The following is a 23,054-nucleotide window of genomic DNA, read 5'->3' as shown; positions in this document are numbered from 1 at the left end:
GGCAACTGCCTGCCCGGCACGGAACCACCGCCGCCGGACCGGACGAGCAACCGTGAGTCTGCGGTTGCCATGGCAGCCGGGGCTCGCCGAAAGGAGCCGGACCTACTGCCTCTGGTCCGTGTTGATCAGCGGCTTGCCGTCGGTCGTGGCGACCATGCCCAGCACGTGCCGCTCGCTGCTGGTGCGGCCGTCCTTGGTGGTGAAGCGGATGCCGACGGCGACCTTGTCGCCGCCGTTGTACTGCGGACCGGCGGTGATCTCGACCTTCTCGATCCGCTTCCAGAACCGCTCGTAGGATTCCTTGCCCTGGGCCTGCAACGACGGCCCGAGCATGTTCCACGCCTGGTCGAGGTGCTTGGGCACCAGCGAGTAGTAGGTGCGCACCGCGCCCTCGATTTCCGCGGCGGACGGCTGCTTCCCGGCCGACGTCGGCGGCTGGGAGCTGGTGGTCGCGGCGGCGCTGGAGGTGGTGGCCGGCGCGGCCGACGTCGTCGCCTTCACCGGGGCGCTGGTGACCGGCGGGGGCGCCGGCGTGCCTGCAGGCGGCGGCGTCTGCTGCTGGCCCTGGTCGCTGGGCGAGCCGCTGCTGAGCGCGTTGGCGACGAGGATGCCGAGCAGTACCGCGATCATGATCGCCATGCCCCACAGCAGCGCCTGCCGGGGCTTGCGCTGCGCGGGCTCGGCAGACGGCTGCGGGGCCGCGGTGGCGGTCGTCTGCGCGGCGGCGGGCTTGCCGCCGCTGGGCGGACCGACCCGCGTGGCGGGCGACTCGGAGCGGCCGACGGTCGTCGGCGGTGGCTTCTGCTGCCAGCCGTTGGGCGCGGGCGCCGGGACCGGCCTGCCGTCGGCCACCGCCTGCAGCAGGTTGCGCGCCTGCGCCATCGTCGGCCGGTCCACCGGGTCCGGGCGCAGCAGCTGCATCAGCGCCGCGGTCATGGGCCCCGCCTGCCGCGGCGGCTCGATCTGCCCGCGCGCCACGCGGTGCAGCAGGCTGATCGCGTTCTCGTCCACGCCGAACGGCGGCTCGCCCTCGATCGCCGCGTACAGGGTCGAACCGAGCGAGAAGACGTCGGAGGCGGGCGCGGGGTCGCGGCCGAGCGCCACCTCGGGTGCGAGGTAGGCCGGGGTCCCGGCCAGGATGCCGCTCTTGGTGACCGAGACGTCACCTATCGCGCGCGAGATGCCGAAGTCGGTGATCTTGGCCATGCCGTTGTCGCCGAGCAGGATGTTGCCCGGCTTGAGGTCGCGGTGCACGATCCCCGCCATGTGCGCCGCCGCCAGCGCGCCGGCGACCTGGGCGCCGATGCGGGCCACCTGCTGCGGCGGCACCAGCCCCTTCTCGCTGATCACCGAGGCGAGGCTCTGCGACGGCAGGTACTCCATGACCAGCACCGGCTGGCCCTCGTCCTCGGCGACGTCGAAGACGACGATCGCGTTCTGGTGCTGCAGCCGCGCGGCGATCCGGCCCTCGCGCATCGCGCGTTGGCGGGCCTCCTCGGTCTCCTCCGGGGTGTACCCCGGCTGGAGGAGCAGCTGTTTGACGGCGACGGTGCGGTGCAGGCGCTCGTCGACGGCGCGCCACACCACGCCCATCGCGCCACTGCCGATCTGTTGTTCCAAGCGGTAGCGACCCGCTATCAAACGACCCTCGGCGCTCACAGGTGTCTCCTGGTAGTGGCTGTGCCTTCGGCTGGACGGTACTGACCGGACCCCCGTGGCCAGCTTTCACCGGACAGTGTTCAACGTTACTGGGCCCGCCCGGACGGTCGTCCCCCGGGAGGGCCCGAGGCGGACGCGGAAAGCCGGGGCGGGTACCCAGCGGTACCCGCCCCGGCCCACGGCGGAGGAGCTCAGCCCGTCGTTCCGTTCGACGACGCGGTGCCGCTCGGAGTGTTCCTGCTGGAGGTCGGCTGCTCCGGCTCGGTGGTGGGTTCATCGTCCTGGGTCGAGGTCGGCCTCCCACTGGTCGAGGTCGGCCTGCTCACCGAGGACGTCGGAGCCTGGGTGCGGGTCTGCGTCTGCCGGGTGGTGGTCGGCTCGTCCTCCTCGGAGGACTCGGTCTCCTCCGGCTCGCTGGTCGGCGGTGGCGGCGGTGCCGCGGACGGCTGGTTGCTCTGCTGGGTGGCAGGCACGGTCGGCGGGTTCTGGGTGAACATCGCCGAGACCACCAGCACCGCGATCACCGCGGCCGCCGCCAGCGCGATGCCGGAGACGATCACCGGCCGCTTGCTGCGGCGGGGCTTCTCGTAGATCGCGGCGTCGCCGCGGGTGTCCGAGCCCATGTACGAGGTGGCGTCCTCGTACTGCCGCTGCTCGGAGTAGGGGTCCTCGTCGTAGGCCGCGACCGCGGTCCCGTCCTGCCCGCCGCCGCCACCGACGACGCTGGTCGGAGCCAGGTCGGGGTGGCTGCTGGAGGCGTCCGGCGCGATGGCGGGCGGGATCGGTGCGGCCACGGTGGGCACCGAGGTGACCGCGTGACCGTCGGCGACCGCCTGCAGCATCTCGCGGACCTGGGCCATGTCCGGCCGGTCCTCGACGCGGTTCTGCATCATCGCCATCAGCGGATCGGCCATCGGGCCCGCCTGCTGAGGCGGGTCGACCTTGCCCGCCGCGACCGCGTGCAGCAGCGCGAGGGTGTTCTCGTTGAGCCCGAACGGCGGCCTGCCCTCGATCGCGGCGTAGAGCGTGGCACCGAGCGAGAACACGTCCGAGGCCGGCGTGGGCTCCTGGCCCATCGCCACGTCCGGCGACAGGTAGGCGGGCGTGCCCGCGAGCATGCCCGTCTTGGTGACCTGGACGTCGCCCTGCGCGCGGGAGATCCCGAAGTCGGTGATCTTCACCGTGCCGTTGTCGCCGAGCAGGATGTTGCCGGGCTTGATGTCCCGGTGCACCACGCCCGCGGCGTGCGCGGCGCCGAGCGCCGCCGCCACCTGGGCGCCGATCCGTGCCACCTCCCGCGGCGGCAGCGGCCCGTGCTCGGACATCATCGCCGCGAGGCTGGTGGATGGCAGGTATTCCATGACCAGCACAGGCTGGCCCTCGTCCTCGGCTACGTCGTAGACCGAGATCGCGTGCGGGTGTTGCAGGCGTGCCGCGATCCGACCTTCCCGCATTGCCCGCTGCCGCGCTTCCTCGGCCTCACCCGGATCAAGTCCAGGCTGCAGCAACAACTGCTTGACCGCGACAGTGCGGTGCAGGCGCTCGTCGACACACTCCCACACCACGCCCATCGCGCCACTGCCGATGCGTCGCTGCACTCGGTAGCGTCCGGCGACCAGGCGACCTTCGTCGCTCACCGACGTCTCCCCGTACTGCTATCGATGTCCTTCGAGCTCCGCTGGCGACCCGGGAGCGATCCCGGGTGCACGGCCCCGCCGAACATCGGCGGATTTGGCGGACCGGGTCCGGCCCTCCGACATGTACACGTTCTCAGCGCGGCCTGGGTTGGCCGGTCGGCTCGACCCGTCCGCGTTAAGGGAGCCTAGCCGACGTCGTATTCGCGTAGGCCCGAAGTCGGCAGATCGATGCCACCGATCACGACGCTACCTCCCGCGCGGGGCTCCGCCGCACCCGGTCGTTGCGAGTCTCACGGTGTTTTCGCAGTTGATCGGGGTTCTGCTGGCTCTTCGTGGCGGACCGAACCCGTTGCGTGCGGCAACCACCGCGGTCCTGCCCGGTTCTCCGGGCGTCCCAGCAGGTGGTGAACCCGGCGTCGTGGGAGCTCCACGTCGTTGCCGCATTGTTGTGGAAAACCACCGCCGGATGCCCCGGACGGGGCGTCAGCCGGCGTCGAAATGCCTGGCCGTGATGAGTTCGGCGCCCGAGATCCGCTGCCGCACGCCCGGTTCCACCGTGAACTGGTGGCGCAGGACGACGCGGTCGCCGCCCTGGTAGCCCAGCTCCACCTCGGCGACCACCGTCCCGGCCTGCGCCGAAACCGGGCGGGCCTGCACCGACGAGGCGTCCCGCCAGGAGGCGGCCAGCTCGGCGCCCTGGCCGTCCACGAGCTCCGGTGCGAGGAGCTCGACCGCGCTGGCAGGGTCGGAGTCCAGCCGCCGGTAGAGCTCGTCGACGAGCAGGACCGCCGACCGGTCGCTGCCCGCGGCCGGGTTCACGGCAGGTGGTGGCATCGGTGGCGCACTGGTGAGCGGCGCCACCGGATCGCCGGCCCTGGCAGTCGCCGTCTCCGGTGCGGGCGAGGTGAACGGCCAGCGCGCGTCCCGGACGAGGTCGGGTCGCAGGGCGAGGGCCCCGTCGACCGGCTCCGTGCGCGCGGCGGGTACCGGGGTCGGCCGGGAGATGATCATCGAGGACATCGCCGCCGAGCCCAGCACCAGCGCCACTCCGAGGACGCCGAAGGCCAGCCGCGCCGCCAGCGGTGGCGGCGGGCCCGCGTCGGCGTCGACCGAGTCCGCCAGCAACTCGTCGGCCCGCTCTTCGTGGCGCGTCCGTTCGTCGTCCTGCGCGGTGCGGGCCTTCGAGCCGAGGACCGTGCGGCGCGCTGCGCCTTGGGGCGCCCGGGCGTTGCCGCTGCGGCCAGTCGCGTCGTGAGTGCTGCGGCCAGTCGCGTCGTGGGTTGCCGTGTTCGGCGCGCCGGGGGCCGCGCGGCCGCCGCGGGCCGCGTGGCGCGTTCCGTCGTGGGAAGTGCGGCCGTGGGAAGGGCGGTCCGGTTCGCGCTTGATCAGCTCCGAGACCGGGATGGAGCCGTCGCGGTCGCGTCTGCGCCCTGTCGATAAGCGGTCCACGGTCTTCCTCGCGCGTCCGGTGGTCAGCGTTGTCCGGATGCACTCGTACCCCGCACAACGCCCCGGGAGGAAAGAACCGGCGACGAGTTCACCTGAAGAGGGCGATCAGTACTACCCGAACGGAGCAGTGATCACGCTCCGTGCGCGGGGCATGGCGCTACCGGGCCAACTCAGGAAACCCGCTCGTCGCTGTGCACCAGCGGGTCGTCGCCGCCGGTGAACCCCAGCCGCCGGCGCTGCGTGGTCACCGCGCCGTCGGCGCCGGTCAGGCGCAGCGTCACCACCGCCCCTCCCGGGACGTCGCGGACCGATACGACCTCGAGGCCCCCCGCGTCGTCGTATCGCGCGGCGAAGGCCCCGAAGCCCGCCTCGCGCAGCTCTCCGGTCGTCATCGCGTAGGCCCCGCGGAGATCGCCGGAGGCGACCGCGGCGTAGTAGCCGTGGGTCCGTTGCGTCACCTGCCCGGTGTCCGCCGCGGCCAGCACCTGCGGACGCTCCGCGCTCTCCGTGCGCTCCGCGGTCCGCGACGGCGCCCGCACGTCGGCGTCCTCGCCGGGCCGCGCGAGCGAGTCTGGCCGCGCCAGCGAGTCGAACGGCGAGGCGGGCCACGCGCTGCGGGCGACCGGCGGCACCGGCACCGGGCTGGACAGGGCCTCGGCGCTGGGCAGCGACCGCACCCATCCGGTCGGCCTGGCCTTCGGGCGGGTCGGGTCGCCGGTCAGGTAGTAGGGATCCAGCGGCGGGTAGTCACCGCCGCGCGGCATCCCGGGCAGGTCGATGCCCTGCACCGTGGTCTGGCCGCCCAGCGTCGAGGTCGCCCACATCAGCCCGCTCAGCGCGGCGGCGGACGAGGCGACCGCGAACCACCCGGCGCGCCGCCAGGTCGGCGGCGGCGTCACCGACGCGGGCACCATGCCGAGGTCGAACTCGTGCAGTCCGCCCACCGGGCCGGTGTCGTCCAGCGGGTCGATCCGCTGGAAGGCGCTGCCGGTGCAGCGCTTCCGCGAGGGGACGACCGGCGTCCAGGCACCGGCCGAGCCGGTCTTGCGGTGCCGTCCGTGCCGTGGTGCTGCGGGCGTGGGCGGCCAGTCGATCTGGCCGGTCCAGCCGGTGGTTCTGCCGCGGTCCATCGGGTCTCGACTTTCTCGGTGCCGGCGGGACCGGCCTTCAGGACGTGTCGACGACGTGGAACGCCTCGGCGAGCCTGCCCACGGTCATGCCGTGGCGCTCGGCGGTGCGCGCCAGGTGTCTGCGGATCGAGCCTTCGAGGTCGTCCAGGTGCCCGGTCTGCGAGCGGTGCGCCGACAGCGCGGCGAGCTTGGCCTCGAAGTGGTCGGTGATGTCCACGGCCCGGTTGGCCCGTTCGTCGGGGGCTTCCGACATCCACAACTCGGGCACCAGCCAGGGGCGCAACCCGTGCTGGAGCAGCAGGTCGGGGTGTGCGAACTCGTTGCGGGCGTCCGGGTACACCGCGGCCAGCGTCGCCTCGCCGACGGCGCGGTGGTCCGGGTGCGACATCGCGATGCGGGCCCAGTTGATCTCGGGTGAGTGCGTGAGCACCCGGTCGGGGCGGACCGTGCGGATCATCCTGGTGATGTCCCGCCGCAGCTGGAGATCGGCACTGACCTGGCCGTCGCGGTAGCCGAGGAAGTGCACGTCGGTGACCCCGACCGCGGCCGCGGCGGCGCGCTGCTCCTGCTGTCGGATCACGGGCATGTCGGCGCGCGCCGTGGCGTCGAAACCGCCGGCGTCGCCGTTGGTGCAGATGCAGTAGGTGACCCGCATGCCCGCGGCGGTCCACGACGCGACCGTCCCGGCGGACCCGAAGTCGACGTCGTCGGGGTGCGCGGCGACCACCAGCGCGCGGCGCGTCCCCGTCGGGGAGTCCGGTGCGGTGGTCATGGCGACCAGACTAGGACGGCCGCGTGGCGGCGACGCTTCGGGGTCGTGTGATTACTTCGAGTAACACACTATCGGTGGTGCACCGCTCGCGCCGCCGACCGGGAAGCTCAGTACTGGCCCTCGCGGAACCGGCTCTGGCTGGTCTGCAGCGCCTTGACCGACCCGACGCCGCCACCCGCGGCGAGCAGCACCGCGAACACGTCCGCCCCCCAGCTCTCACCTGTGCCGATCAGCATGGCCAGCAGCGTCACGCCGAGCATGGCGCCCGCGACCGGCATCCGCTTCTTGGCGAAGTCCACGGCCGGTCCGCCGCCGGGCCGCTTCTTGGCTGCCGACGTCAGCATCGCGAGGTACCCCGCGTATCCGGCGGCCGCGAGTACCGCCACGAGCGTCACGAGGAAGACAACAAGACCCATGTGCCCAGTCTGCCCTGCTCGGGGCGCGCCCGGTATGGGTGATATCCCGGAAATCGTCCCGGGGTGCGCGGGCCGCGTCGCCGAAGTGGACCAAAAGGTTGTGACGATCCTCTGGATTGAGACTCGAATCACGCATAGGTTCCTGGGCTATGAGTGACCGCTCGGACGACCTCGATGCGAACGGTTCCGGGGAAAGCGGGGGTGCAGGCACGACCTTCCTCGCGGGCAGGCGCGCCGTCGTCACCGGTGGGGGCAGCGGCATCGGGGCGGCGGTGTCCCGGCGGCTGGCCGAGGCTGGGGCCTCGGTGCTGGTCGTGGACCGCAACGCCGAGTCCGCGGAGCGGGTCGCGGCCGAGATCGGCGGCGAGGCCAGGATCGTCGACCTCAGCGACCCGGACGCCGCGGCCGAGGTCGGCCCGGGCGCCGACGTCGTGGTCAACAACGCGGGCATGCAGCACGTGGCACCGGTGCACCAGTTCCCGCCGGACACCTTCAGCCGGATGCTCGCGGTGATGCTGGAGTCGCCGTTCCGGATCGTCCGCGCGGCCCTGCCGGGCATGTACGACCGGGGCTGGGGGCGCATCATCAACGTCTCCTCCATCCACGGTCTGCGCGCATCGCCCTACAAGAGCGCGTACGTGACGGTGAAGCACGGGCTGGAAGGCCTGTCCAAGACGATCGCGCTCGAAGGCGCCTCGCACGGCGTCACCTCCAACTGCATATGCCCCGGGTTCGTCCGCACGCCGCTGGTCGAGCGGCAGGTCGCCGAGCAGGCGGTCCTGCACCGCGTGCCGGAGGCCCAGGTCGTCGAGGACGTGCTGCTGGCGCGCACTCCCGTCAAGCGGCTGGTCGAGCCCGACGAGGTGGCCGCGCTGGCGGTCTGGTTGTGCGGGCCGGGCACCAGCTCGGTCACCGGCTCGTCGTTCCCCATCGACGGTGGCTGGGCCGCCCACTGACCCGGAAAGAGGTCGCGATGAGCACCGGTTCCGCGAACGTCCCCACCCGTTCCGCCACGTCGCGGGTCGTCGGCGCGAGCCTCGTCGGCACGACGGTGGAGTGGTACGACTTCTTCCTCTACGGCTCCGCCGCCGCGTTGGTGTTCAACAAGCTGTTCTTCCCGGCTGGCGATCCGCTGATCGGCACGATGCTGGCCTTCATCACCTACGCCGTCGGGTTCGTCGCCCGCCCGCTGGGCGGGCTGGTGTTCGGCCACTACGGCGACCGGCTCGGACGCAAGAAGCTGCTGGTCCTGAGCCTGGTCCTGATGGGTGGGGCCACGTTCCTGATCGGTCTGCTGCCGACGTTCCAGACCATCGGGCTGGCCGCTCCGCTGCTGCTGACGCTCCTGCGGCTCATCCAGGGCTTCGCCATCGGCGGCGAGTGGGGCGGTGCGGTGCTCATCGTCTCCGAGCACGGGTCGGCGAAGCACCGGGGCTTCTGGGCTTCGTGGCCGCAGGCCGGGGTGCCGCTGGGCAACCTGCTCGGCACGGCGGTGCTGGCCGTGCTGGCCGCGGTGCAGTCCGACGAGGCCTTCCTGGCTTGGGGCTGGCGGATCGCGTTCCTGCTCTCCGGTGTGCTGGTGCTGATCGGGCTGTGGGTGCGGCTGGCGGTGGCCGAGTCGCCGCTGTTCGTGGAGGCCGCCCGCAAGGCCGCGGAGGAGGGCACCGAGCAGCACGCGCCGATCATGGAGGTCCTGAGCAGGTACAAGCGCGAGGTGCTCATCGCCATGGGTGCCCGGTTCGCCGAGAACGTCGTCTACTACGTGCTGACGTCCTTCGTGCTGACCTACGTGGCGACGTTCCTCGAGCTACCGCGCTCTGTCGCGCTCAACGCGTCGCTGATAGCGGCGATCGTGCACTTCCTCAGCATCCCGCTGTGGGGAGCGCTTTCGGACCGGGTCGGCCGTCGACCGGTGTACCTGGTCGGCGCGGTCGGCACCGGCCTGTGGGCGTTCGTGTTCTTCACGATGCTCGACACCAAGTCGTTCTTCGTGATCACCTTCGCCACCACGGTGGGGCTGGTGTTCCACGGCGCGATGTACGGGCCGCAGGCGGCCTACTTCGCCGAGCTGTTCGGCACCCGGGTGCGCTACTCGGGCGCCTCCATCGGCTACCAGCTCGCCTCCATCGTGGCCGGCTCGCTGGCGCCGATCATCGCAACCGCGCTGCTCGCGGCCTTCGGCTCGTCGCTGCCGATCTCGATCTACGTGGCCCTGTGCTCGGTGATCACCATCATCGCGGTGGTCGTGTCGCCGGAGACGCGGACGCGCGATCTCGCGGCGGACCACGCCGTGTAGCGCCGCGAGCGGCCGTTGTCGGCGGGATCGACGATGCTCGCGGAAGCGTGGCCGGAGGCCCGGCTGCCGGGGCACTCGGGTGGTGCCCCGGCTGCGAGCCTGCGCCGGCGCGGCTGTGCCGGGCCCGCCGTCAGCGGCCGAGGCGGCCCCGGCCGAGCCGGAGCAGGATCATGGCCAGCTCGCGGCCTTCCGGCCCGAGCTCGCGGTAGCGGGCGAGCACGTCCATCTCGCGGTTGTAGACGATGCGCGGTCCGCCCGCGGCCATCCTGGCCTCACCGACCTGGCGCGAGACCTCCGCCCGGCGCTTGACCAGCCGCAGGATCTCGGCGTCCAGGTGGTCGATCTCGTTGCGGAATCCGGCGATCGCATCCGCCGTGCCCGTCTCGGCGGACACTTCGGATCGCGGCTGGTCACCATCCACGGTGGTGTTCATGAGGTCGCCCTCCGGCTCGTGCGCCCGTGGTTCCCGGACCCCGACGCGCGAACGCCCCGGGGTCGAGGACCCCGGGGCGTTCGTAGTGTGTGTGGAGCTCACGCAGCTACGGGCGCCGGAGTCCCGGGCCCGTAGAAAAACTCGTAGCTCTGCGTCAGCACGCGACCAGTCTGCCACAGCCCGGTTCGGCACTGCCATGTGCTGGGCTGTTCTTCCCGCGAGGTGGGAAATGAGCGGACGCCGACAGTATCGATCGCTTGTTCGAGTGAATCTCCTTGAAGGTGGCCTGAACCGCGGGAAACGTGGACTCGTGAGCGAAGATCACCGGCTTCCCGTACGTGCCCGCCGTGGCCCCACCCGCCATGTCGCTGTCCGTCATGTCACGGCCCGCCGTGACCCCGCCCGCCGTGACCCCGCCCGCCGTGGCCCAGAACTCCGCGTCGCAGCCCTCCGCGTCACGGACTTCCGTGGCACGGCGTTCCGCGTCGTGGACGCCACGGCGTTCGGCGCCTCGGACGGCAGCGCTGTCACGAGGTCCGTCGCCGCCGCGCGGCCCGGAACAGCACGACACCGGCCCCACCGCCGCCGACGCACGTCAGCAGCAGCGCCATCCAGCCGTAGCCGACGACGCGCGCCGCCTCGCCGAGCGCCACCGCGGCCGTGGTCAGCACCGCCGCCCACAGCGCGGCGCCGACGGCGGCCAGCAGCAGGAAGCGGCGGAACGGCATGCGCAGCGTGCCGACCACGGCGGGCACCACCGCGTGCACCACGGCCACGAACCGCGTGGTGATCAGCGCCCGGCCGCCCGAGCCGTGGACGATCGCTTCGGCCGCGGCCCAGCGCCGCTCGCCGATCTTGCGCCCGGCCCACGTGCGGCGCAGGCCCGGTCCGAGCGTTCGGCCGAGCCAGTAGCCACCGGTCTGCCCGATCAGGTTGGCCAGCACCGCGACGCCGAACAGCGGCAGCGCCCACCGCGCCCCGAGCACGCCGACGGCCAGCAGCAGGGCCGCTTCGCCGGGCACCAGCAAGCCGACGAACAGGGAGGTCTCCAGGGAGAGGACAATGAGAACCGCCAGCACGCACAACCAGGGATCGAGCGCGGACGCCCAGGCCACGAAGTCCCGTATCGCGGTGTCGATCTCGGCAAACCAGGTCATGCGGACGGCTCGTTTCTGCCTCGGTTCGGTTCCGGGTGGCCGGCGGTCGCCGGACCGACCCGGTGCTCGAAGCGTCCGGCTGCGACGTGTCCCGAGACCCGTGGCGGTCCGGCCGCGCGCCGCCGACCCGGAGGCGGTGTCGCGGGAGCGGGTGCCCGACCACGGTCGCGGTCGGCGCCCCCTCGGCGGATCGGGGAAGTCCCCAGCCGGTCCCCGGATGCGGGCCGGTGCGGGTGCGGGCCGGGACCGCACGGGCTGTCAGGGAGTGCCGGTAACGTGGAGCGGCGATGAGCACCCTTTTCGATCTCCCGCAGGACGGATCGTCCGGACCGGCGGAAACCCCGTCCCAACGGCGCGGACCCGATCCGCAGGACCTGCTGGCGGGGCTGAACCCGCAGCAGCGCGACGCGGTCGAGCACAGCGGTTCGCCCCTGCTGGTCGTGGCGGGCGCGGGATCGGGGAAGACCCGGGTGCTCACCAACCGCATCGCCTACCTGCTGGCCCGGGGCGTGCACCCGGGGCAGATCATGGCGATCACGTTCACCAACAAGGCCGCCGCCGAAATGAAGGAGCGGGTGGCCGACCTGGTGGGCCGCCGGGCGAACGCGATGTGGGTGTCGACGTTCCACTCGATGTGCGTGCGGGTGCTGCGGCGCGAGGCCAAGACGCTCGGCATGTCGTCGAACTTCTCGATCTACGACGCCGACGACTCGCGGCGGCTGATCACGATCATCGCGCGGGAGCTGGAGCTGGACTCCAAGCGCTACCCGGCGCGCACGCTCGCGGTGCACATCTCGAACCTGAAGAACGAGCTGCTCACCCCCGAGGACGCCGCCGAACGCGCGGGCAACGACGTCGAGCGCAAGGTCGCGCAGGTCTACACCGCCTACCAGCGCAGGCTCGCCGAGTCCAACGCGATGGACTTCGACGACCTGATCATGCGCACGGTCGAGCTGCTGCAGGGCTACCCGGCGGTGGCCGAGCACTACCGGCGCCGGTTCCGGCACGTGCTCGTCGACGAGTACCAGGACACCAACCACGCCCAGTACGTGCTGGTCCGCGAGCTCGTCGGCACGAACCGGCCCGGCGAGCCCGACGCCGACTCCGAGGCGGACGCCGACGAGTCCGGCGAGGAGACCGTCGAGCCCGGTGAGCTGTGCGTGGTCGGCGACGCCGACCAGTCGATCTACGCCTTCCGCGGCGCGACGATCCGCAACATCGAGGAGTTCGAGCGCGACTACCCGGAGGCCAGGGCGATCCTGCTGGAGCAGAACTACCGCTCCACGCAGACGATCCTCTCCGCGGCGAACGCGGTGATCCGGCGCAACCCCAACCGCCGGGACAAGCGGCTGTGGAGCGACGCGGGCGACGGCGAGCAGATCGTGGGCTACGTCGGCGACAACGAGCACGACGAGGCCGCGTTCGTCGCCGGGGAGATCGACCGGCTGGTCGACGAGGGCGAGGCGACCTTCAACGACATCGCCGTGTTCTACCGGACCAACAACCAGTCGCGGGTGTTCGAGGAGGTGTTCATCCGCCTCGGCCTTCCGTACCGGGTGGTCGGCGGGGTGCGCTTCTACGAGCGCCGCGAGGTCCGGGACGCGTTGGCCTACCTGCGAGTGCTGGACAACCCGGAGGACACCGTCAGCCTCCGGCGGATCCTGAACGTGCCCAAGCGCGGCATCGGCGACCGCGCGGAGGCGGTGGTCGCCGCGCACGCCGAGCAGGAGCGGATCTCCTTCGCCGCGGCGCTGCGCAAGGCCGCGGCCGGCGAGGTGCCGTTGCTGAACACCCGGTCGCAGCGGGCGATCGCGGGCTTCGTCGAGATGCTCGACGAGCTGCACGGGATCGCCGCGGAGTCCGACGTCGCCGACGTGCTGGAGGCGGTGCTCGACCGCACCGGGTACCGGGCCGAGCTGGAGGACAGCGACGACCCGCAGGACGCCACCCGGGTGGAGAACCTGACCGAGCTCGTCACGGTGGCGCGGGAGTTCATCGAGGCGCGGTCGCCGGAGCCGGCGGCGGCCCCGGGCGACAACGCTGAGGACTTGGACGATGCGGCGGGAGACCTGGGCGAAAACACTTCGGACCTGGGCAACTCCGCGGAGGACGCTGCCGCACCCGGCGACGGCGCGACCGGGGACGAGGATGCGCACGCGTCCGCGGAGGCGGTGGTCGCACCCGCCGAGCCCGCCGCGGAGGACGACGACGAGGCCGCGCTCGGGCTGCCCGCCGACGACTCGCTCTCAGCGTTCCTGGAGCGGGTCTCGCTGGTGGCCGACGCCGACTCGCTCCCGGACTCCGGCGACGGCGTGGTCACCCTGATGACCCTGCACACCGCGAAGGGACTGGAGTTCCCGGTGGTGTTCTGCACCGGCTGGGAGGACGGGATCTTCCCGCACATGCGCGCGCTCGGGGAGCCCGCGGAGCTGGCGGAGGAGCGGCGCCTGGCCTACGTCGGAATCACCAGGGCCCGGCAGCGGCTCTACCTGTCGCGGGCCCTGATGCGCTCGGCGTGGGGCCAGCCGATGACCAACCCGGCGTCCCGGTTCCTCACCGAGATCCCGGACGAGCTGGTGCACTGGCGACGCATCGAGCCTGAGCGCGCGGCGCCGCAGGTGCGCAGCACCTGGGGTCGGCGCAACAGCGGCTTCGACCGCGGCGGCTCCGACTCGGCGCAGGCGGGGCTGGCCGAGCGCGGTATGCGCTCGACCCCGGCGAAGGGCTGGAAGGACGCCGTCGCGATCAAGCTCGATGCCGGCGACCGGGTCACCCACGACAAGTACGGACTCGGCACGGTGATCGCGACCGAGGGCGAGGGGCCGCGCGCGACGGCGACCATCGACTTCGGCAGCTCCGGCACGGTCCGCCTGATGCTGATCGGCAGCGTCCCCCTGACCAAGCTCTAGCCGAGTCCTTCCTGAGCAAGCCCTAGCCGAGTCCACTGACCAAGCCCTGACGACGACCTCCGGTCGGGGCTCACGTTCGGGCCCGGAAGACAGTGCTTGGCCACACCCCGCGGCTCCGAACGGCGGGGTTCTGGGACGGACGCGCGATGTGCGGCCGGGGGGTCACAGCAGCCGCAGCGAGGTCACGGCTTCGCGGATGTGGTCGCGAAGCCACCGGTGCGCGGGATCGGCGTCGTTGCGCGGATGCCACGCCATGCCGACCTCCACCGGCGGGAGTTCCAGCGGCACCTCGAAGGTGTGCAGGCCGAGGGCCTCCGCGGTGCCGTTGCCGCTGATCGCCGGGGTCAGGCACACGAGGTCGGTGTCGCGTGCCAGGAACATCGCCGCCGTGTGGCTGGGCAGCACGACCGCGACCCGGCGCCGCAGGCCGATGGCGTCGAGGCGCTCGTCGATCGGGCCCCACGCCCGGCCCCGCCGCGACACGCTGATGTGGGCGGCGGCGCTGAAGCGGTCGGGCGTCACCCGGCCCCGAATCAGCGGGTGTCCCGGCCGCACCGCCGCGACCAGGCGTGCCGAGGTCAGCGCCTCCGACCGGGTTTCCGGGTCGACGTGCTCGATGACGCCGATCTCGACGTCCACCCGGCCTTCGCGCAGCGCGGGCGTGCCCTCGGCGGCCTCCGCGGCGAACCGCAGCGTGACCTCCGGCGCCTCCGCGCCGACCCGCGCGAGCAGCACCGGTGTGAGCGCGGCACCCAGCATGTCGCTGGTCTGCAGGGTGAAGGACCTCGAAAGCGACGCCGGATCGAGCGGCTTGCCGAGGGTGAGCAGGGCGCGTGAACGGGAGACGACCGCCTTGACCTCGTCGCGCAGTTCGACCGCCCGGGGCGTCATCACCATGGACTGCCCGGCCCGCACCAGCACCGGGTCGTCGAGCACGCGCCTGATGCGGGCCAGCGTCCGGCTCATCGCCGCGGGGGAGGTCCGCAGGCGTTCGGCGGCGCGCGTGACGCTCTGCTCTTCGAGCAGCACGTCCAGCGCCAGCAACAGGTTCAGATCCATCCGCGCTCTCCTCGGCCTGCGATGCCGGTCACAGATGGCATCGATGACCACCATTATTCCGATTCAAGCAATGACCCGTTGCCAGCTTTGCGCTGGCGGCAACAGCCGGGGCGGTCGAACGTGGCAGTGAGCCCGCACGGCAGCGGGACCCACAGAACTCCGGAGGAGCTTCGGATGCGACGCGGTGACGTCCTCGCGGTGGCCAGCCAGAGCGGCCCCACCGTCACCTTCTTCGACGCGGTCACCCACGAGCAGCTCGACGTGCTCGAGGTGACCGCGGAACCCCACGAACTGTGCTTCGACCCCGTGCGCCGGGTCGTCTACTGCACCAGCGCCTACCGCTCGGGTTATTACGGCGACAACGCCGGTCGCGGTCGCGAGGTCACGGTCATCGACGCCGACACCCGCCGGATCGTCGACGTGCTCGACCTCGCGCCCGAGCACGGGCCGCACGGCCTGGCCCTCGACACCCGGCGGCACCGGCTCTACGTCAGCGTCGAGGCCGGCGACAGCAGGCCGGGCGGCGTCGTCGTGATCGACACCCGCACGCGCCGGACGGTCGGGCGGATCGACACGATGGCGCCGGGGCCGCACTGGTTCGCCATCACCCCCGACGGTCTCAGCGGCTACGCCACGAACAAGGAGGCCCCGTACGTCTCGGCCGTCGGGCTCGACGGCGACGGCGACGGGCTGCACAGAATCGAAGTTCCGGGCAGCGAGGGGCTGGCGGTCACCCCGGACGGCGCGCACGTGTGCGTGGCGGCGCCGAAGGGCGACTTCGGAAAGCCCCCGGCAGCGCCGCCGGGCATCCGCGTCATCGACACCGCGACGAACGCCGTCGTGCGGACCGTCCCGACCGAGCACCTGGTGTTCCCGGTGCACGTGACGTCGACCGGGCTGCTGCTGGCCGGCGAGCTGGTCGTGGACACCTCCGAGGGCGTATCCGCGCTCGGCGGCCACGACTTCGGCCGCCTGTCGGTATTCGCGGCGGGAACCTACGAGCCGCTGGGCGGCGTCGGCGTGGGTCGCTTCCCTCTCACCATCACCTCGTCCCCCGACGGATCCCGCGCCTACGTCTCGGCCGTCGCGTCGTCGACGGTCTCGGTGGTGGACCTGACGAGCCGGGAACTCCTCGACACCCTGCACGTCGATCGCCGCGGCGAACCCGGCGCGCACGGTCTGGCCTACATCCCGGCGCCGGGTGACGGCACACGCGGCGGGTGAGCGTGGCGGGCGCCAGCGCCGGGCGAGCGCGCAGGTGAGGGCGCCCTCGCCGAGCGCCCGCGCAGGTCACGGGCGCGACGGGGACGAGCGGCCGGTGCCGGCGAGAAGCGCACGGCCTCTCGCGGGCACGCGGCAGCGACCGCTGCTCACCGACGCGCCCCCGCCAGCATGGGAGAGCCCGGTCTCACCCGAGGCGGTCGAGGGCTGCCAGGACCCGGCCCGCGCCGTCCTCGTGGCGCACCCGCCGCGCCAGCGCTTCGGCGTTGTCGCGGTAGGGCCGCTCGTGCACGGCGGCGCCGATCAGGGAGCCGAGCCTTTGGGCCTTCAGTCTGGTCAGCGGCACTGATCCCGGACTGATCCCCGCCCGCCGGGCTGCTTCGCCCAGAACGGCTGGTCGGCGATGACAGGCGTGATCACTGCGGGTACCCCGGCCCGCACGCCCGCCCCCGTCGTGCCCGCGCCGCCGTGGTGGACGACGGCTGCCGTGCGCGGGAAGAGCCAGTCGTGCGGGACGTCGCCGATGCCGAGGACGTCGTCGCCGGTGTCCGTCAGTCCCGTCCACCCGGCCTGCCCCGCTCGGACTCGAGAGCGGAGCGGATGTCGCCCGGCATCAGCCGGAACTCCAGCCCTCGCTCGGCGACCAGGGGCGCGAACGCCTCCTGGGTGGCGATCACGACTTCGTGGCCGGCCTGCCGCAACCGCTCGCCGAGGCCCACGACGACGCCATGTCGCCGCGCGACCCGACCGACATGAGCACGGTCTCATCGGCTCGCATCCCCGAACCGGTAGTGCAACATCCGCCCCATCCGGCGCACGACTGGGATGCGCCCCATGGCCTGCAGCAGCATCCGGGTCGGCCACGCGTAGCGGTCGAGCTCGGGCGCGTCGGTGAACTGCCATTCCGCCACCAACCGCAGCCCGGGTACGGCCGACTCCAGGTCGCTCGGGTCGTCGACGGCGAACTCCAGGTGCGCCTTCGCCGCCACCACCGCCGGGTTGAACCGGTTGGAGAGCTTGACCCCGAAGGTGTTGAACGCGTCGAAGATCAGCTCCCCGGACGGGAACCGCCCGGTGATGCCACGCAGCAGCCCCAGACCGTCCTCTTCGGACAGGTACATGGTCAGGCCCTCGGCGACGACCAGCACCGGCCTGTCGTCGGGAATCCGGTCGAGCAGCCCGGGCTCGGTCACCGACGACGCGACGGTCTCGTAGCCGTCGCGCTCGGGGAACACCTTGCGCCGCAGGTCGATGACCTCGGGGAAGTCGATGTCGTACCAGCGGACGCTCGCAGGCGGATCGATCCGCCACACCCGCGTGTCCAGGCCGCAGCCGAGGTGCAGCACGGTGACATCGGGCTGCCGCGCGAGGCACTGCTCGGTCCACCGGTCGAGGGCCTTGGCCCGGATGGCGACCGACGGTGCCTGCCGGGCTCGCATCCGGAACTTCGAGTAGTCGTAGTCGATGCGGCGCACGGCGTCCTCGGCCTGCGCGTCACCGAGAATCGGCTTGTCCGAGCGGTTGTCGAGAGCCCGCAGGTAGAGCGTGGCGAGCATGGTCTCCGGTGCGCCGGAGAGGTTGACCTGTTCGCTTCCCATCACTGCTTCCCCGTCGTAGTCGCAAGTTCCGCCACCGCTTCGGCCACTCGGCCCGCGCCGTCCTCGGCGCGCACGCCGTCGGCCACCTCCCGCGCGCGGCGGCGGTAGGCGGGGTCGGAGACGGCCTGGCCGATGAGCTCGGCGAGCCGCTGGGCGCTGAGCTGCTTCAGCCGCACCCACCCCGGACTCACCCCGGCCCGGGCCAGCCGGTCGGCCCAGAACGGCTGGTCTGCCAGCACCGTCACGGTGACGGCGGGTACGCCCGCACGCAGTCCGGCGCCGGTGGTGCCCGCGCCGCCGTGGTGCACGACCGCGGCCATCCGCGGGAAGAGCCATTCGTGCGGCACGTCGCCGATCGCCAGCACGTCGTCGCCGGTCGCGGTGAGCTCCGACCACCCGGCCTGCACGACGGCGCGGACGCGGGCCGCGCGCACGGCCTCGGTGACGATCTCGGAGAGCCGTTCCCCCTCGCCCTGGGCCATGCTGCCGAAGCCGACGAACACCGGCGGTGGCCCGGACTCCAGGAAGTCGACCAGTTCGGCGGGTGGCTGCCAGTCCGGGTTCCAGTGCGGCCACCAGTACCCGACGACATCGATGCCCGGGCGCCAGTCCGAGGGCCGCGGCAGGATGCGGGGGCTGAAGCCGTGCAGGATCGGCCAGCGCACCCGCTCGATCTCCCGGTACAGCCCGGCGAGCCCGTTGGAGGGCACGCCCATCCGGCGCTGGAAGTCCTTGACGAACCCCACGAACGGGCCGGCGGCCACCGGCATCACCCGGCCGACGGCGCGGTTCCCCCAGCGCCCGAACGACACCGGGCCGAGCTTGACCGGCGGGAAGTCCCCGGTGGCCGCGAACTGGCTGGGGAACAGCTCGGTCAGCATGCTCGGGATGCCCATCGCCTTGGCGACGGTGTAGCCGTGGATGAGCGTGCCGCTCTGCAGCAGCAGGAGGTCCGCGTCGCGCGCGGCCTCGACGACGCTCTCGCCGAGCTCGTTCATCGTCTCGGTGAAGTCGCCGACGTGCCGCAACTGCTCGGCGATCCCGCGTACGCCGCTGCCGTAATCGCGCAGGCGCTTGCCGACCTCGCCGGCGAGCAGCGCCCGGGCGTCGGCGGCCAGCGGCCGGTGTTCGAGCCCGGCCTCCCGGACCATCGGCGCGAACGAGTCGTGCACGCCGACGACGACCTCGTGCCCGGCCTCCCGCAGCCGCGCCCCCAGGCCGGTGAAAGGTGCGACATCGCCGCGCGTGCCGAAGGAGAAGATCGCGATCCGCATCGGTCCCGCCCCTCAGTACTCGTAGCGCAGCAGGCGCAGCGCGTTGCTCAGCAGCGGGGTGGTGTTCATGATGCGCGCGGTCAGCCGGTCGCGGGCGGGCATCCGCTCCACCTCGGGAAGCTCCAGCAGCGACTGCTCGACGACCAGCCGCAGGCCCGGCACCTGGCGCTCCAGGTCACGAGGGTCGGCGATGCCCCAGCCGAACGACGCGCCGGTTGCCCGCAAGAGGCCGGAGTACTTCGCCGCCCGGACCGTCCACGGCAGCACCGCGTCGAACATCATCTCTCCGCCGGGGAACCGGTCGACGATGCGTCGCAGCAGGTTCAGCACGTCGGAGGGCTGGAGGTACATCGTCAGGCCTTCGGCCACGACCAGCGTCGTGCGGTCGGCCGGTACCCGCTCCAGCCAGCCGGTGTCGGTGACCGAGCTGCCGATCAGGTCGTAGTCGTCCGGTGACGGGTACAGCCGCTGCCGGAGCTCGGCCACGTCGGGCTGGTCGACGTCGAACCAGCGCACGCCCGGGGGCAGCGCGAGCCGGAACGCCCGGCCGTCGAGGCCGCAGCCCAGGTGAAGCACCGTGGCGTCGGGGTGGGCAGCGAGGTAGTCGCGCACCCAGTCGTCGAGATGCTTGGCGCGCAGGACCACCGACATGCGGTCGCCGGAGCTCATCTTCAGCCTGCGGAAGTCGTAGCGGACGCGGTCCATCACGTCGGTCGCCGTGGTGTCGCCCAGCACGGGATCGGACCGCGCGGCGTCCAGGCCCTTGGCGTAGAGGGTGCCGAGCAGGGTCTCCTGCGCACCCGTCAGCCGTATCTCCTCGGTCATGGACGCAAAGCTACACTCGTTTCACGAATTCGTGAAATAAAGAAATCGTATAAAATCCTTGGCGAAGGTGAACGCCGATGACGAGGATGGCCGCATGGAGCAGCGAGAGCAGCAGACCGGTGACGAGGACGAGGGTGCCGTCCTGCGGTTCGTCGAACGGTTCGCGCTCGACCTGGCCAACGCGGGTGTGCCGCGGATGGCCGCGCGTGTGTTCGTGGGGATCCTGGTCGCCGAGAGCGGCAACCGGACCGCCGCTGAGCTCGCGGACCTGCTCGGCGTGAGCGCGGCGGCGGTCTCGGGAGCGGTCCGCTACCTGGAGCAGGTGCGGCTGGTGGTGCGCGAGCGGGAACCCGGCCAGCGGCGCGACCATTTCGTCGTCCGGGACGACATGTGGTACGAGACGCTGACCAACCGCGACGAGCAGCTCGGTCGCCTGATGCGCACGCTGGAGGAAGGGGTGCGGGCCGTAGGCGAGGAGACCCGCGCCGGGGCCAGGCTCGAGGACACCCGGAGTTTCTTCGAGTTCTTCAGCCGCGAGATCCCGCTGCTGATGCAGAAGTGGCGGGCGCTGCAGGACGAGCGGTCCTGAGCCCGCCGCGGGCAGCGGAAGGCCCGGCCGGATCGGGGGACCGGCCGGGCCTTCCGCGCGGGATGCGGTCGATCAGGCGACGGAGACGCCGCGCTCCGTCAGCCAGGGCAGCGGGTTGACCTTCTTGCCGCTGGCGTTCCACACCTCGAAGTGCAGGTGGGTGCCGGTCGAGAAGCCGCGGTTGCCCATCGTGGCGATCTGGTCGCCCGCCTTGACCTTGTCGCCCTCGCTGACCGTGATGGTGTTGACGTGGCCGTAGACGGTGATCGTGCCGTCGTCGTGCTGCACGCGAACCCAGAGGCCGAAACCGCTGGCCTGGCCGGCCTCGATGACGATGCCGTCTGAGACCGAGACGATCGGCGTGCCCTTGCTGTTGGCGATGTCGATGCCGTAGTGCGTGGTGCCCCAGCGGCCACCGAAGCCGGAGGTGAACCGGCCGGCGGCGGGAGCGACCACCTTCGGCCGCTTGGCGGCCTCCTCGGCCGCGACCCGGGCGGCCTCGGCCTGGGCCATCGCCTCGGTGACGCGCGAGCTGCGGTTGAGCTTCTCCAGCTCCATGCTCGCGCTGGTGCTCTTGGTGACCGGCAGGACCTCGGGAGCCGGTGCCGCGCCGCCCATCCCGGTGCGGGAGTCGGCTGCGGTGCCGAACGACGCCGAGGCGTCGTTGGCGGTGAACTCGAAGTCGTCGGAGTCTGCGGCGTGTCCTTCGCCTGCGGCCATCGACTGGCCCGCGGCGACGAAGGCGCCTGCGGCGACCGCGGCGACTACGACCCGCCCGCGCAGCACCGACGGGGGTGAGGGGATCCGGTGCGCACCCCGCGTTGCGGACGCGGCGCCGGGGCGCGCCGCTTCGGCAACGGGGGAGTGTTGTTCGCCGCCGGGGGAGCGGTGTCGAGCCAATGCCTGCCCTTCCGTCTCGGGGAGCCTGAGCACGCGGGCCGGACGGGGTTCCGGGCCGGTCGGGGAACCGGCGTCGTGATCAGACCGTGACAACGGACCGGAGGACAGTAACCAAGCTGATCCCCTAGGGGCAAATCCCGATCAGTCACCGCGCCTGCACGTTGAGTGTTCGGCGGAGGCGCGCGGGGAGTGGTCACCAACCGTCATCGGGGGTCGGTCGGGTGGATTACGCAGGGGTACTGCCTGGTGCTTCGTGATCGAGGAAGACTGTCCCATTAGGAGGACAGGGGGCGGCTCATTTCCTCGATCCAGATACCCGCGAGTAGTTATCTGTGATGCAGGTCACCCGAAAAAACCATTTTGACGGCGTCCTAGACTGCTCCATCCGGGTGTCACTGCTAGGGGTGAACCCCGACCGCGGCGGCTCGATCACAGGTTCAGACGCGCGTGGGCGCCGCCTTATTCCCGTCGCAGCCCGACCTTTGCGGGTGAACTCCTGGGGAACCGGAAGCGACGAGTGATCGACACGGCCCGCCGGTGCTGAGGCGGACCGCGCGAGTTCGCGGGAGGGCTGCCCGCGGGCGGGCGGAGGTTGCTAGCTTCGCCCGGTGACTGCGCGGCCCGACGTCTCATCCGGCGCGAGCTCCACGGGGACTCCGCACCAGCCGAACATCGCGATCGCCGTCTCCGCGGTCGGCGCGCTGCTCGTCGGCGCGGCACCGCTGCTGGGGGTGGTCGAACCCGCGGCTCCCGCGGCTTTCCCGTCCTGGCCCCTGCTCCTGCTGCTCGCGGCGCTGCCCGCCGTGCTCGCGGTGCTGTTCGGCCGGCGGGACAGGCCCGGTGCGGCCGCCGCCGTCCTGATCGGCCCGGCGGTGCTCGCGCCCGCTCGCATCGTCATCGACCTGCAGCTCGCCGTCGACGCCGGGCTCGCCGCCCGGCCGGAGCTGCTCCTGCCGTTCACCCTCGACCCGCTCTCGCCTGCCACCGGCCTCTGGCTGCTGCTGGCCGGTCACGTCGCGGCGGTGGTGGCCGGAGTGCTGGCCTTCCGCGGCCGGGAATCGGGCGATTCGGGCGTCGAGCACGGTCCTCGCAAGCAGGGTCTGCTCGCGCTCGTGCTGTGCGCGTCGGTGGTCGCGGCGGTCGGCGCGCTCATGGCGCCCTTCGGCTCGGACGACCCCTACCTGCTGCCGCGCGCCGCGCTCGACTCGCCGGTCGCGGTGCTGGCGGGCAGCGTCCTGCTGGCGCTGGCGATCCCGAGCGTCGCCGGTTTCGCGGCCAGCTCGCCCGATCCCGACGTCGCGCGCGGCGGCCTGGTCGGCCTCGCCGCCGCGGTGGCCGGGGTGGCGGTCCCGCCGCTGTTCGCCGCGACCGTCGTGCCGACGCTGCACTTCGCCGCCGGGCCGGTGCTGATGCTGCTCGCCGCGCTCGCCGCGGCCGGTCTGGCGGTGCCCGCCGGAACCACCGCCACTTCGGCGGAGTCCTCCGAGGTCAGGCTCCCCGCGCTCACCCGGCTGTTGACGGCCGCCGGTGTGCTCGCGCTGGTGGCCGGGGCGCTGTGCGTGCTGGCCGCGCTCACCCCGCAGCTGGAAATGCCGTCGTGGCTGAGCGCCCCACCGCTGTACTCGGCCCGGATGCTCTGGCCCGCCGGAGCCGTGCTGCTCCTGCTCGGTGCGGGAGTGCTGGTGCCCGGCATCGCGCTGCTGGTCCGCCCGGCGCTCGTCGTGGCGTAG

Annotated in this window: 22 protein-coding genes; 6 read left to right on the top strand and 16 right to left on the bottom strand. The window is 72.3% G+C overall.

Features of this window, described 5'->3' with window-relative positions; all coding sequences use genetic code 11:
• Nucleotides 1-102: 102 nt before the first annotated feature.
• The 6 genes from SACE_RS32195 to SACE_RS32170 form a co-directional block, all read right to left on the bottom strand.
• Nucleotides 103-1,593 carry a serine/threonine-protein kinase gene (locus SACE_RS32195; protein ID WP_009943383.1) on the bottom strand — a complete coding sequence of 497 codons (1,491 nt, stop codon included), beginning with the start codon at nt 1,591-1,593 and terminating at the stop codon, nt 103-105.
• Between the two features lie 257 nt (nt 1,594-1,850).
• Nucleotides 1,851-3,296 (bottom strand): serine/threonine-protein kinase, encoded by a 1,446-nt coding sequence (locus tag SACE_RS32190; RefSeq protein ID WP_009943384.1) that lies wholly within the window; start codon nt 3,294-3,296, stop codon nt 1,851-1,853.
• A gap of 483 nt (nt 3,297-3,779) precedes the next feature.
• Nucleotides 3,780-4,745 (bottom strand): hypothetical protein, encoded by a 966-nt coding sequence (locus SACE_RS32185; RefSeq protein ID WP_009943385.1) that lies wholly within the window; start codon nt 4,743-4,745, stop codon nt 3,780-3,782.
• A 170-nt stretch (nt 4,746-4,915) separates the two neighbouring features.
• On the bottom strand, nt 4,916-5,875 hold the full coding sequence (locus SACE_RS32180) for a hypothetical protein (RefSeq protein WP_009943386.1): 960 nt from the start codon (nt 5,873-5,875) through the stop codon (nt 4,916-4,918).
• Nucleotides 5,876-5,912: 37 nt separating this feature from the next.
• The gene (locus SACE_RS32175; protein WP_009943387.1) at nt 5,913-6,647 is read right to left on the bottom strand and encodes a PIG-L deacetylase family protein; all 735 of its coding nucleotides are present in this window, start codon (nt 6,645-6,647) and stop codon (nt 5,913-5,915) included.
• Nucleotides 6,648-6,754: 107 nt separating this feature from the next.
• Nucleotides 6,755-7,063 (bottom strand): hypothetical protein, encoded by a 309-nt coding sequence (locus SACE_RS32170; protein WP_011875121.1) that lies wholly within the window; start codon nt 7,061-7,063, stop codon nt 6,755-6,757.
• Between the two features lie 149 nt (nt 7,064-7,212).
• Between SACE_RS32170 and SACE_RS32165 the strand changes: the two genes are divergently transcribed.
• Nucleotides 7,213-8,019 (top strand): 3-hydroxybutyrate dehydrogenase, encoded by an 807-nt coding sequence (locus SACE_RS32165; RefSeq protein WP_009943390.1) that lies wholly within the window; start codon nt 7,213-7,215, stop codon nt 8,017-8,019.
• Between the two features lie 17 nt (nt 8,020-8,036).
• A complete protein-coding gene (locus tag SACE_RS32160) occupies nt 8,037-9,359 on the top strand; it encodes an MFS transporter (RefSeq protein ID WP_009943392.1) in 1,323 nt (440 codons plus the stop codon).
• 130 nt (nt 9,360-9,489) lie between these two features.
• On the opposite strand, the gene SACE_RS32155 is transcribed toward SACE_RS32160, so the two are convergent.
• Nucleotides 9,490-9,792 (bottom strand): chorismate mutase, encoded by a 303-nt coding sequence (locus SACE_RS32155; RefSeq protein WP_009943393.1) that lies wholly within the window; start codon nt 9,790-9,792, stop codon nt 9,490-9,492.
• Between the two features lie 527 nt (nt 9,793-10,319).
• Complete coding sequence (locus SACE_RS32150) at nt 10,320-10,949, bottom strand: DedA family protein (RefSeq protein ID WP_009943394.1); 630 nt, start codon at nt 10,947-10,949, stop codon at nt 10,320-10,322.
• Nucleotides 10,950-11,236: 287 nt separating this feature from the next.
• On the opposite strand from SACE_RS32150, the gene SACE_RS32145 reads away from it, so the two are divergent.
• Complete coding sequence (locus tag SACE_RS32145; RefSeq protein WP_009943395.1) at nt 11,237-13,858, top strand: UvrD-helicase domain-containing protein; 2,622 nt, start codon at nt 11,237-11,239, stop codon at nt 13,856-13,858.
• Nucleotides 13,859-14,020: 162 nt separating this feature from the next.
• Here SACE_RS32145 and SACE_RS32140 read toward each other — a convergent pair whose 3' ends face one another.
• Complete coding sequence (locus tag SACE_RS32140) at nt 14,021-14,917, bottom strand: LysR family transcriptional regulator (protein ID WP_009943396.1); 897 nt, start codon at nt 14,915-14,917, stop codon at nt 14,021-14,023.
• 174 nt (nt 14,918-15,091) lie between these two features.
• Here SACE_RS32140 and SACE_RS32135 point away from each other — a divergent pair, with 174 nt between their 5' ends.
• Nucleotides 15,092-16,141, top strand: coding sequence for a YncE family protein (locus tag SACE_RS32135; RefSeq protein WP_009943397.1), 1,050 nt, complete (start codon nt 15,092-15,094; stop codon nt 16,139-16,141).
• A gap of 184 nt (nt 16,142-16,325) precedes the next feature.
• Here the strand turns inward: SACE_RS32135 and SACE_RS38500 are convergent, their stop codons facing one another.
• Genes SACE_RS38500 through SACE_RS32120 form a run of 6 tightly spaced genes read right to left on the bottom strand, consistent with a single transcriptional unit; the run spans nt 16,326 to nt 19,835 of the window.
• The gene (locus tag SACE_RS38500) at nt 16,326-16,484 is read right to left on the bottom strand and encodes a hypothetical protein (protein ID WP_009943399.1); all 159 of its coding nucleotides are present in this window, start codon (nt 16,482-16,484) and stop codon (nt 16,326-16,328) included.
• Nucleotides 16,475-16,663, bottom strand: coding sequence for a nucleotide disphospho-sugar-binding domain-containing protein (locus SACE_RS39605; RefSeq protein WP_408005364.1), 189 nt, complete (start codon nt 16,661-16,663; stop codon nt 16,475-16,477). The genes SACE_RS38500 and SACE_RS39605 overlap by 10 nt, the downstream gene beginning before the upstream one ends.
• A gap of 26 nt (nt 16,664-16,689) precedes the next feature.
• Nucleotides 16,690-16,857 carry a hypothetical protein gene (locus tag SACE_RS38495; RefSeq protein ID WP_009943400.1) on the bottom strand — a complete coding sequence of 56 codons (168 nt, stop codon included), beginning with the start codon at nt 16,855-16,857 and terminating at the stop codon, nt 16,690-16,692.
• 45 nt (nt 16,858-16,902) lie between these two features.
• Complete coding sequence (locus SACE_RS32130) at nt 16,903-17,736, bottom strand: class I SAM-dependent methyltransferase (protein ID WP_009943401.1); 834 nt, start codon at nt 17,734-17,736, stop codon at nt 16,903-16,905.
• Nucleotides 17,736-19,010 carry a glycosyltransferase gene (locus tag SACE_RS32125; protein ID WP_009943402.1) on the bottom strand — a complete coding sequence of 425 codons (1,275 nt, stop codon included), beginning with the start codon at nt 19,008-19,010 and terminating at the stop codon, nt 17,736-17,738. The genes SACE_RS32130 and SACE_RS32125 overlap by 1 nt, the downstream gene beginning before the upstream one ends.
• A gap of 12 nt (nt 19,011-19,022) precedes the next feature.
• Nucleotides 19,023-19,835, bottom strand: a complete 813-nt coding sequence (locus tag SACE_RS32120) for a class I SAM-dependent methyltransferase (RefSeq protein WP_009943403.1) — start codon at nt 19,833-19,835, stop codon at nt 19,023-19,025.
• 94 nt (nt 19,836-19,929) lie between these two features.
• On the opposite strand from SACE_RS32120, the gene SACE_RS32115 reads away from it, so the two are divergent.
• Nucleotides 19,930-20,424, top strand: coding sequence for a GbsR/MarR family transcriptional regulator (locus SACE_RS32115; protein WP_009943404.1), 495 nt, complete (start codon nt 19,930-19,932; stop codon nt 20,422-20,424).
• Between the two features lie 72 nt (nt 20,425-20,496).
• Here SACE_RS32115 and SACE_RS32110 read toward each other — a convergent pair whose 3' ends face one another.
• Entirely contained in the window at nt 20,497-21,210 is a 714-nt protein-coding gene (locus SACE_RS32110) for a M23 family metallopeptidase (protein WP_009943405.1), read from the bottom strand.
• A 722-nt stretch (nt 21,211-21,932) separates the two neighbouring features.
• Between SACE_RS32110 and SACE_RS32105 the strand changes: the two genes are divergently transcribed.
• Complete coding sequence (locus SACE_RS32105) at nt 21,933-23,054, top strand: hypothetical protein (protein WP_009943407.1); 1,122 nt, start codon at nt 21,933-21,935, stop codon at nt 23,052-23,054.

The sequence above is a fragment of the Saccharopolyspora erythraea NRRL 2338 genome (assembly GCF_000062885.1).
Lineage (GTDB): Bacteria > Actinomycetota > Actinomycetes > Mycobacteriales > Pseudonocardiaceae > Saccharopolyspora_D > Saccharopolyspora_D erythraea.
The sequence above is the reverse complement of the archived record's forward strand: the minus strand, read 5'-3'. Positions and strand labels throughout refer to the sequence as shown.

Bases quoted from the DNA above. Each gene is read 5' to 3' on its own strand.
- SACE_RS32195 (WP_009943383.1), bottom strand. From the start codon at position 1,593: ATGGGCGTGGTGTGGCGCGCCGTCGACGAGCGCCTGCACCGCACCGTC.
- SACE_RS32180 (WP_009943386.1), bottom strand. From the start codon at position 5,875: ATGGACCGCGGCAGAACCACCGGCTGGACCGGCCAGATCGACTGGCCG.
- SACE_RS32175 (WP_009943387.1), bottom strand. From the start codon at position 6,647: ATGACCACCGCACCGGACTCCCCGACGGGGACGCGCCGCGCGCTGGTG.
- SACE_RS32170 (WP_011875121.1), bottom strand. From the start codon at position 7,063: ATGGGTCTTGTTGTCTTCCTCGTGACGCTCGTGGCGGTACTCGCGGCC.
- SACE_RS32165 (WP_009943390.1), top strand. From the start codon at position 7,213: ATGAGTGACCGCTCGGACGACCTCGATGCGAACGGTTCCGGGGAAAGC.
- SACE_RS32160 (WP_009943392.1), top strand. From the start codon at position 8,037: ATGAGCACCGGTTCCGCGAACGTCCCCACCCGTTCCGCCACGTCGCGG.
- SACE_RS32155 (WP_009943393.1), bottom strand. From the start codon at position 9,792: ATGAACACCACCGTGGATGGTGACCAGCCGCGATCCGAAGTGTCCGCC.
- SACE_RS32150 (WP_009943394.1), bottom strand. From the start codon at position 10,949: ATGACCTGGTTTGCCGAGATCGACACCGCGATACGGGACTTCGTGGCC.
- SACE_RS32145 (WP_009943395.1), top strand. From the start codon at position 11,237: ATGAGCACCCTTTTCGATCTCCCGCAGGACGGATCGTCCGGACCGGCG.
- SACE_RS32140 (WP_009943396.1), bottom strand. From the start codon at position 14,917: ATGGATCTGAACCTGTTGCTGGCGCTGGACGTGCTGCTCGAAGAGCAG.
- SACE_RS32135 (WP_009943397.1), top strand. From the start codon at position 15,092: ATGCGACGCGGTGACGTCCTCGCGGTGGCCAGCCAGAGCGGCCCCACC.
- SACE_RS32130 (WP_009943401.1), bottom strand. From the start codon at position 17,736: ATGGGAAGCGAACAGGTCAACCTCTCCGGCGCACCGGAGACCATGCTC.
- SACE_RS32125 (WP_009943402.1), bottom strand. From the start codon at position 19,010: ATGCGGATCGCGATCTTCTCCTTCGGCACGCGCGGCGATGTCGCACCT.
- SACE_RS32120 (WP_009943403.1), bottom strand. From the start codon at position 19,835: ATGACCGAGGAGATACGGCTGACGGGTGCGCAGGAGACCCTGCTCGGC.
- SACE_RS32115 (WP_009943404.1), top strand. From the start codon at position 19,930: ATGGAGCAGCGAGAGCAGCAGACCGGTGACGAGGACGAGGGTGCCGTC.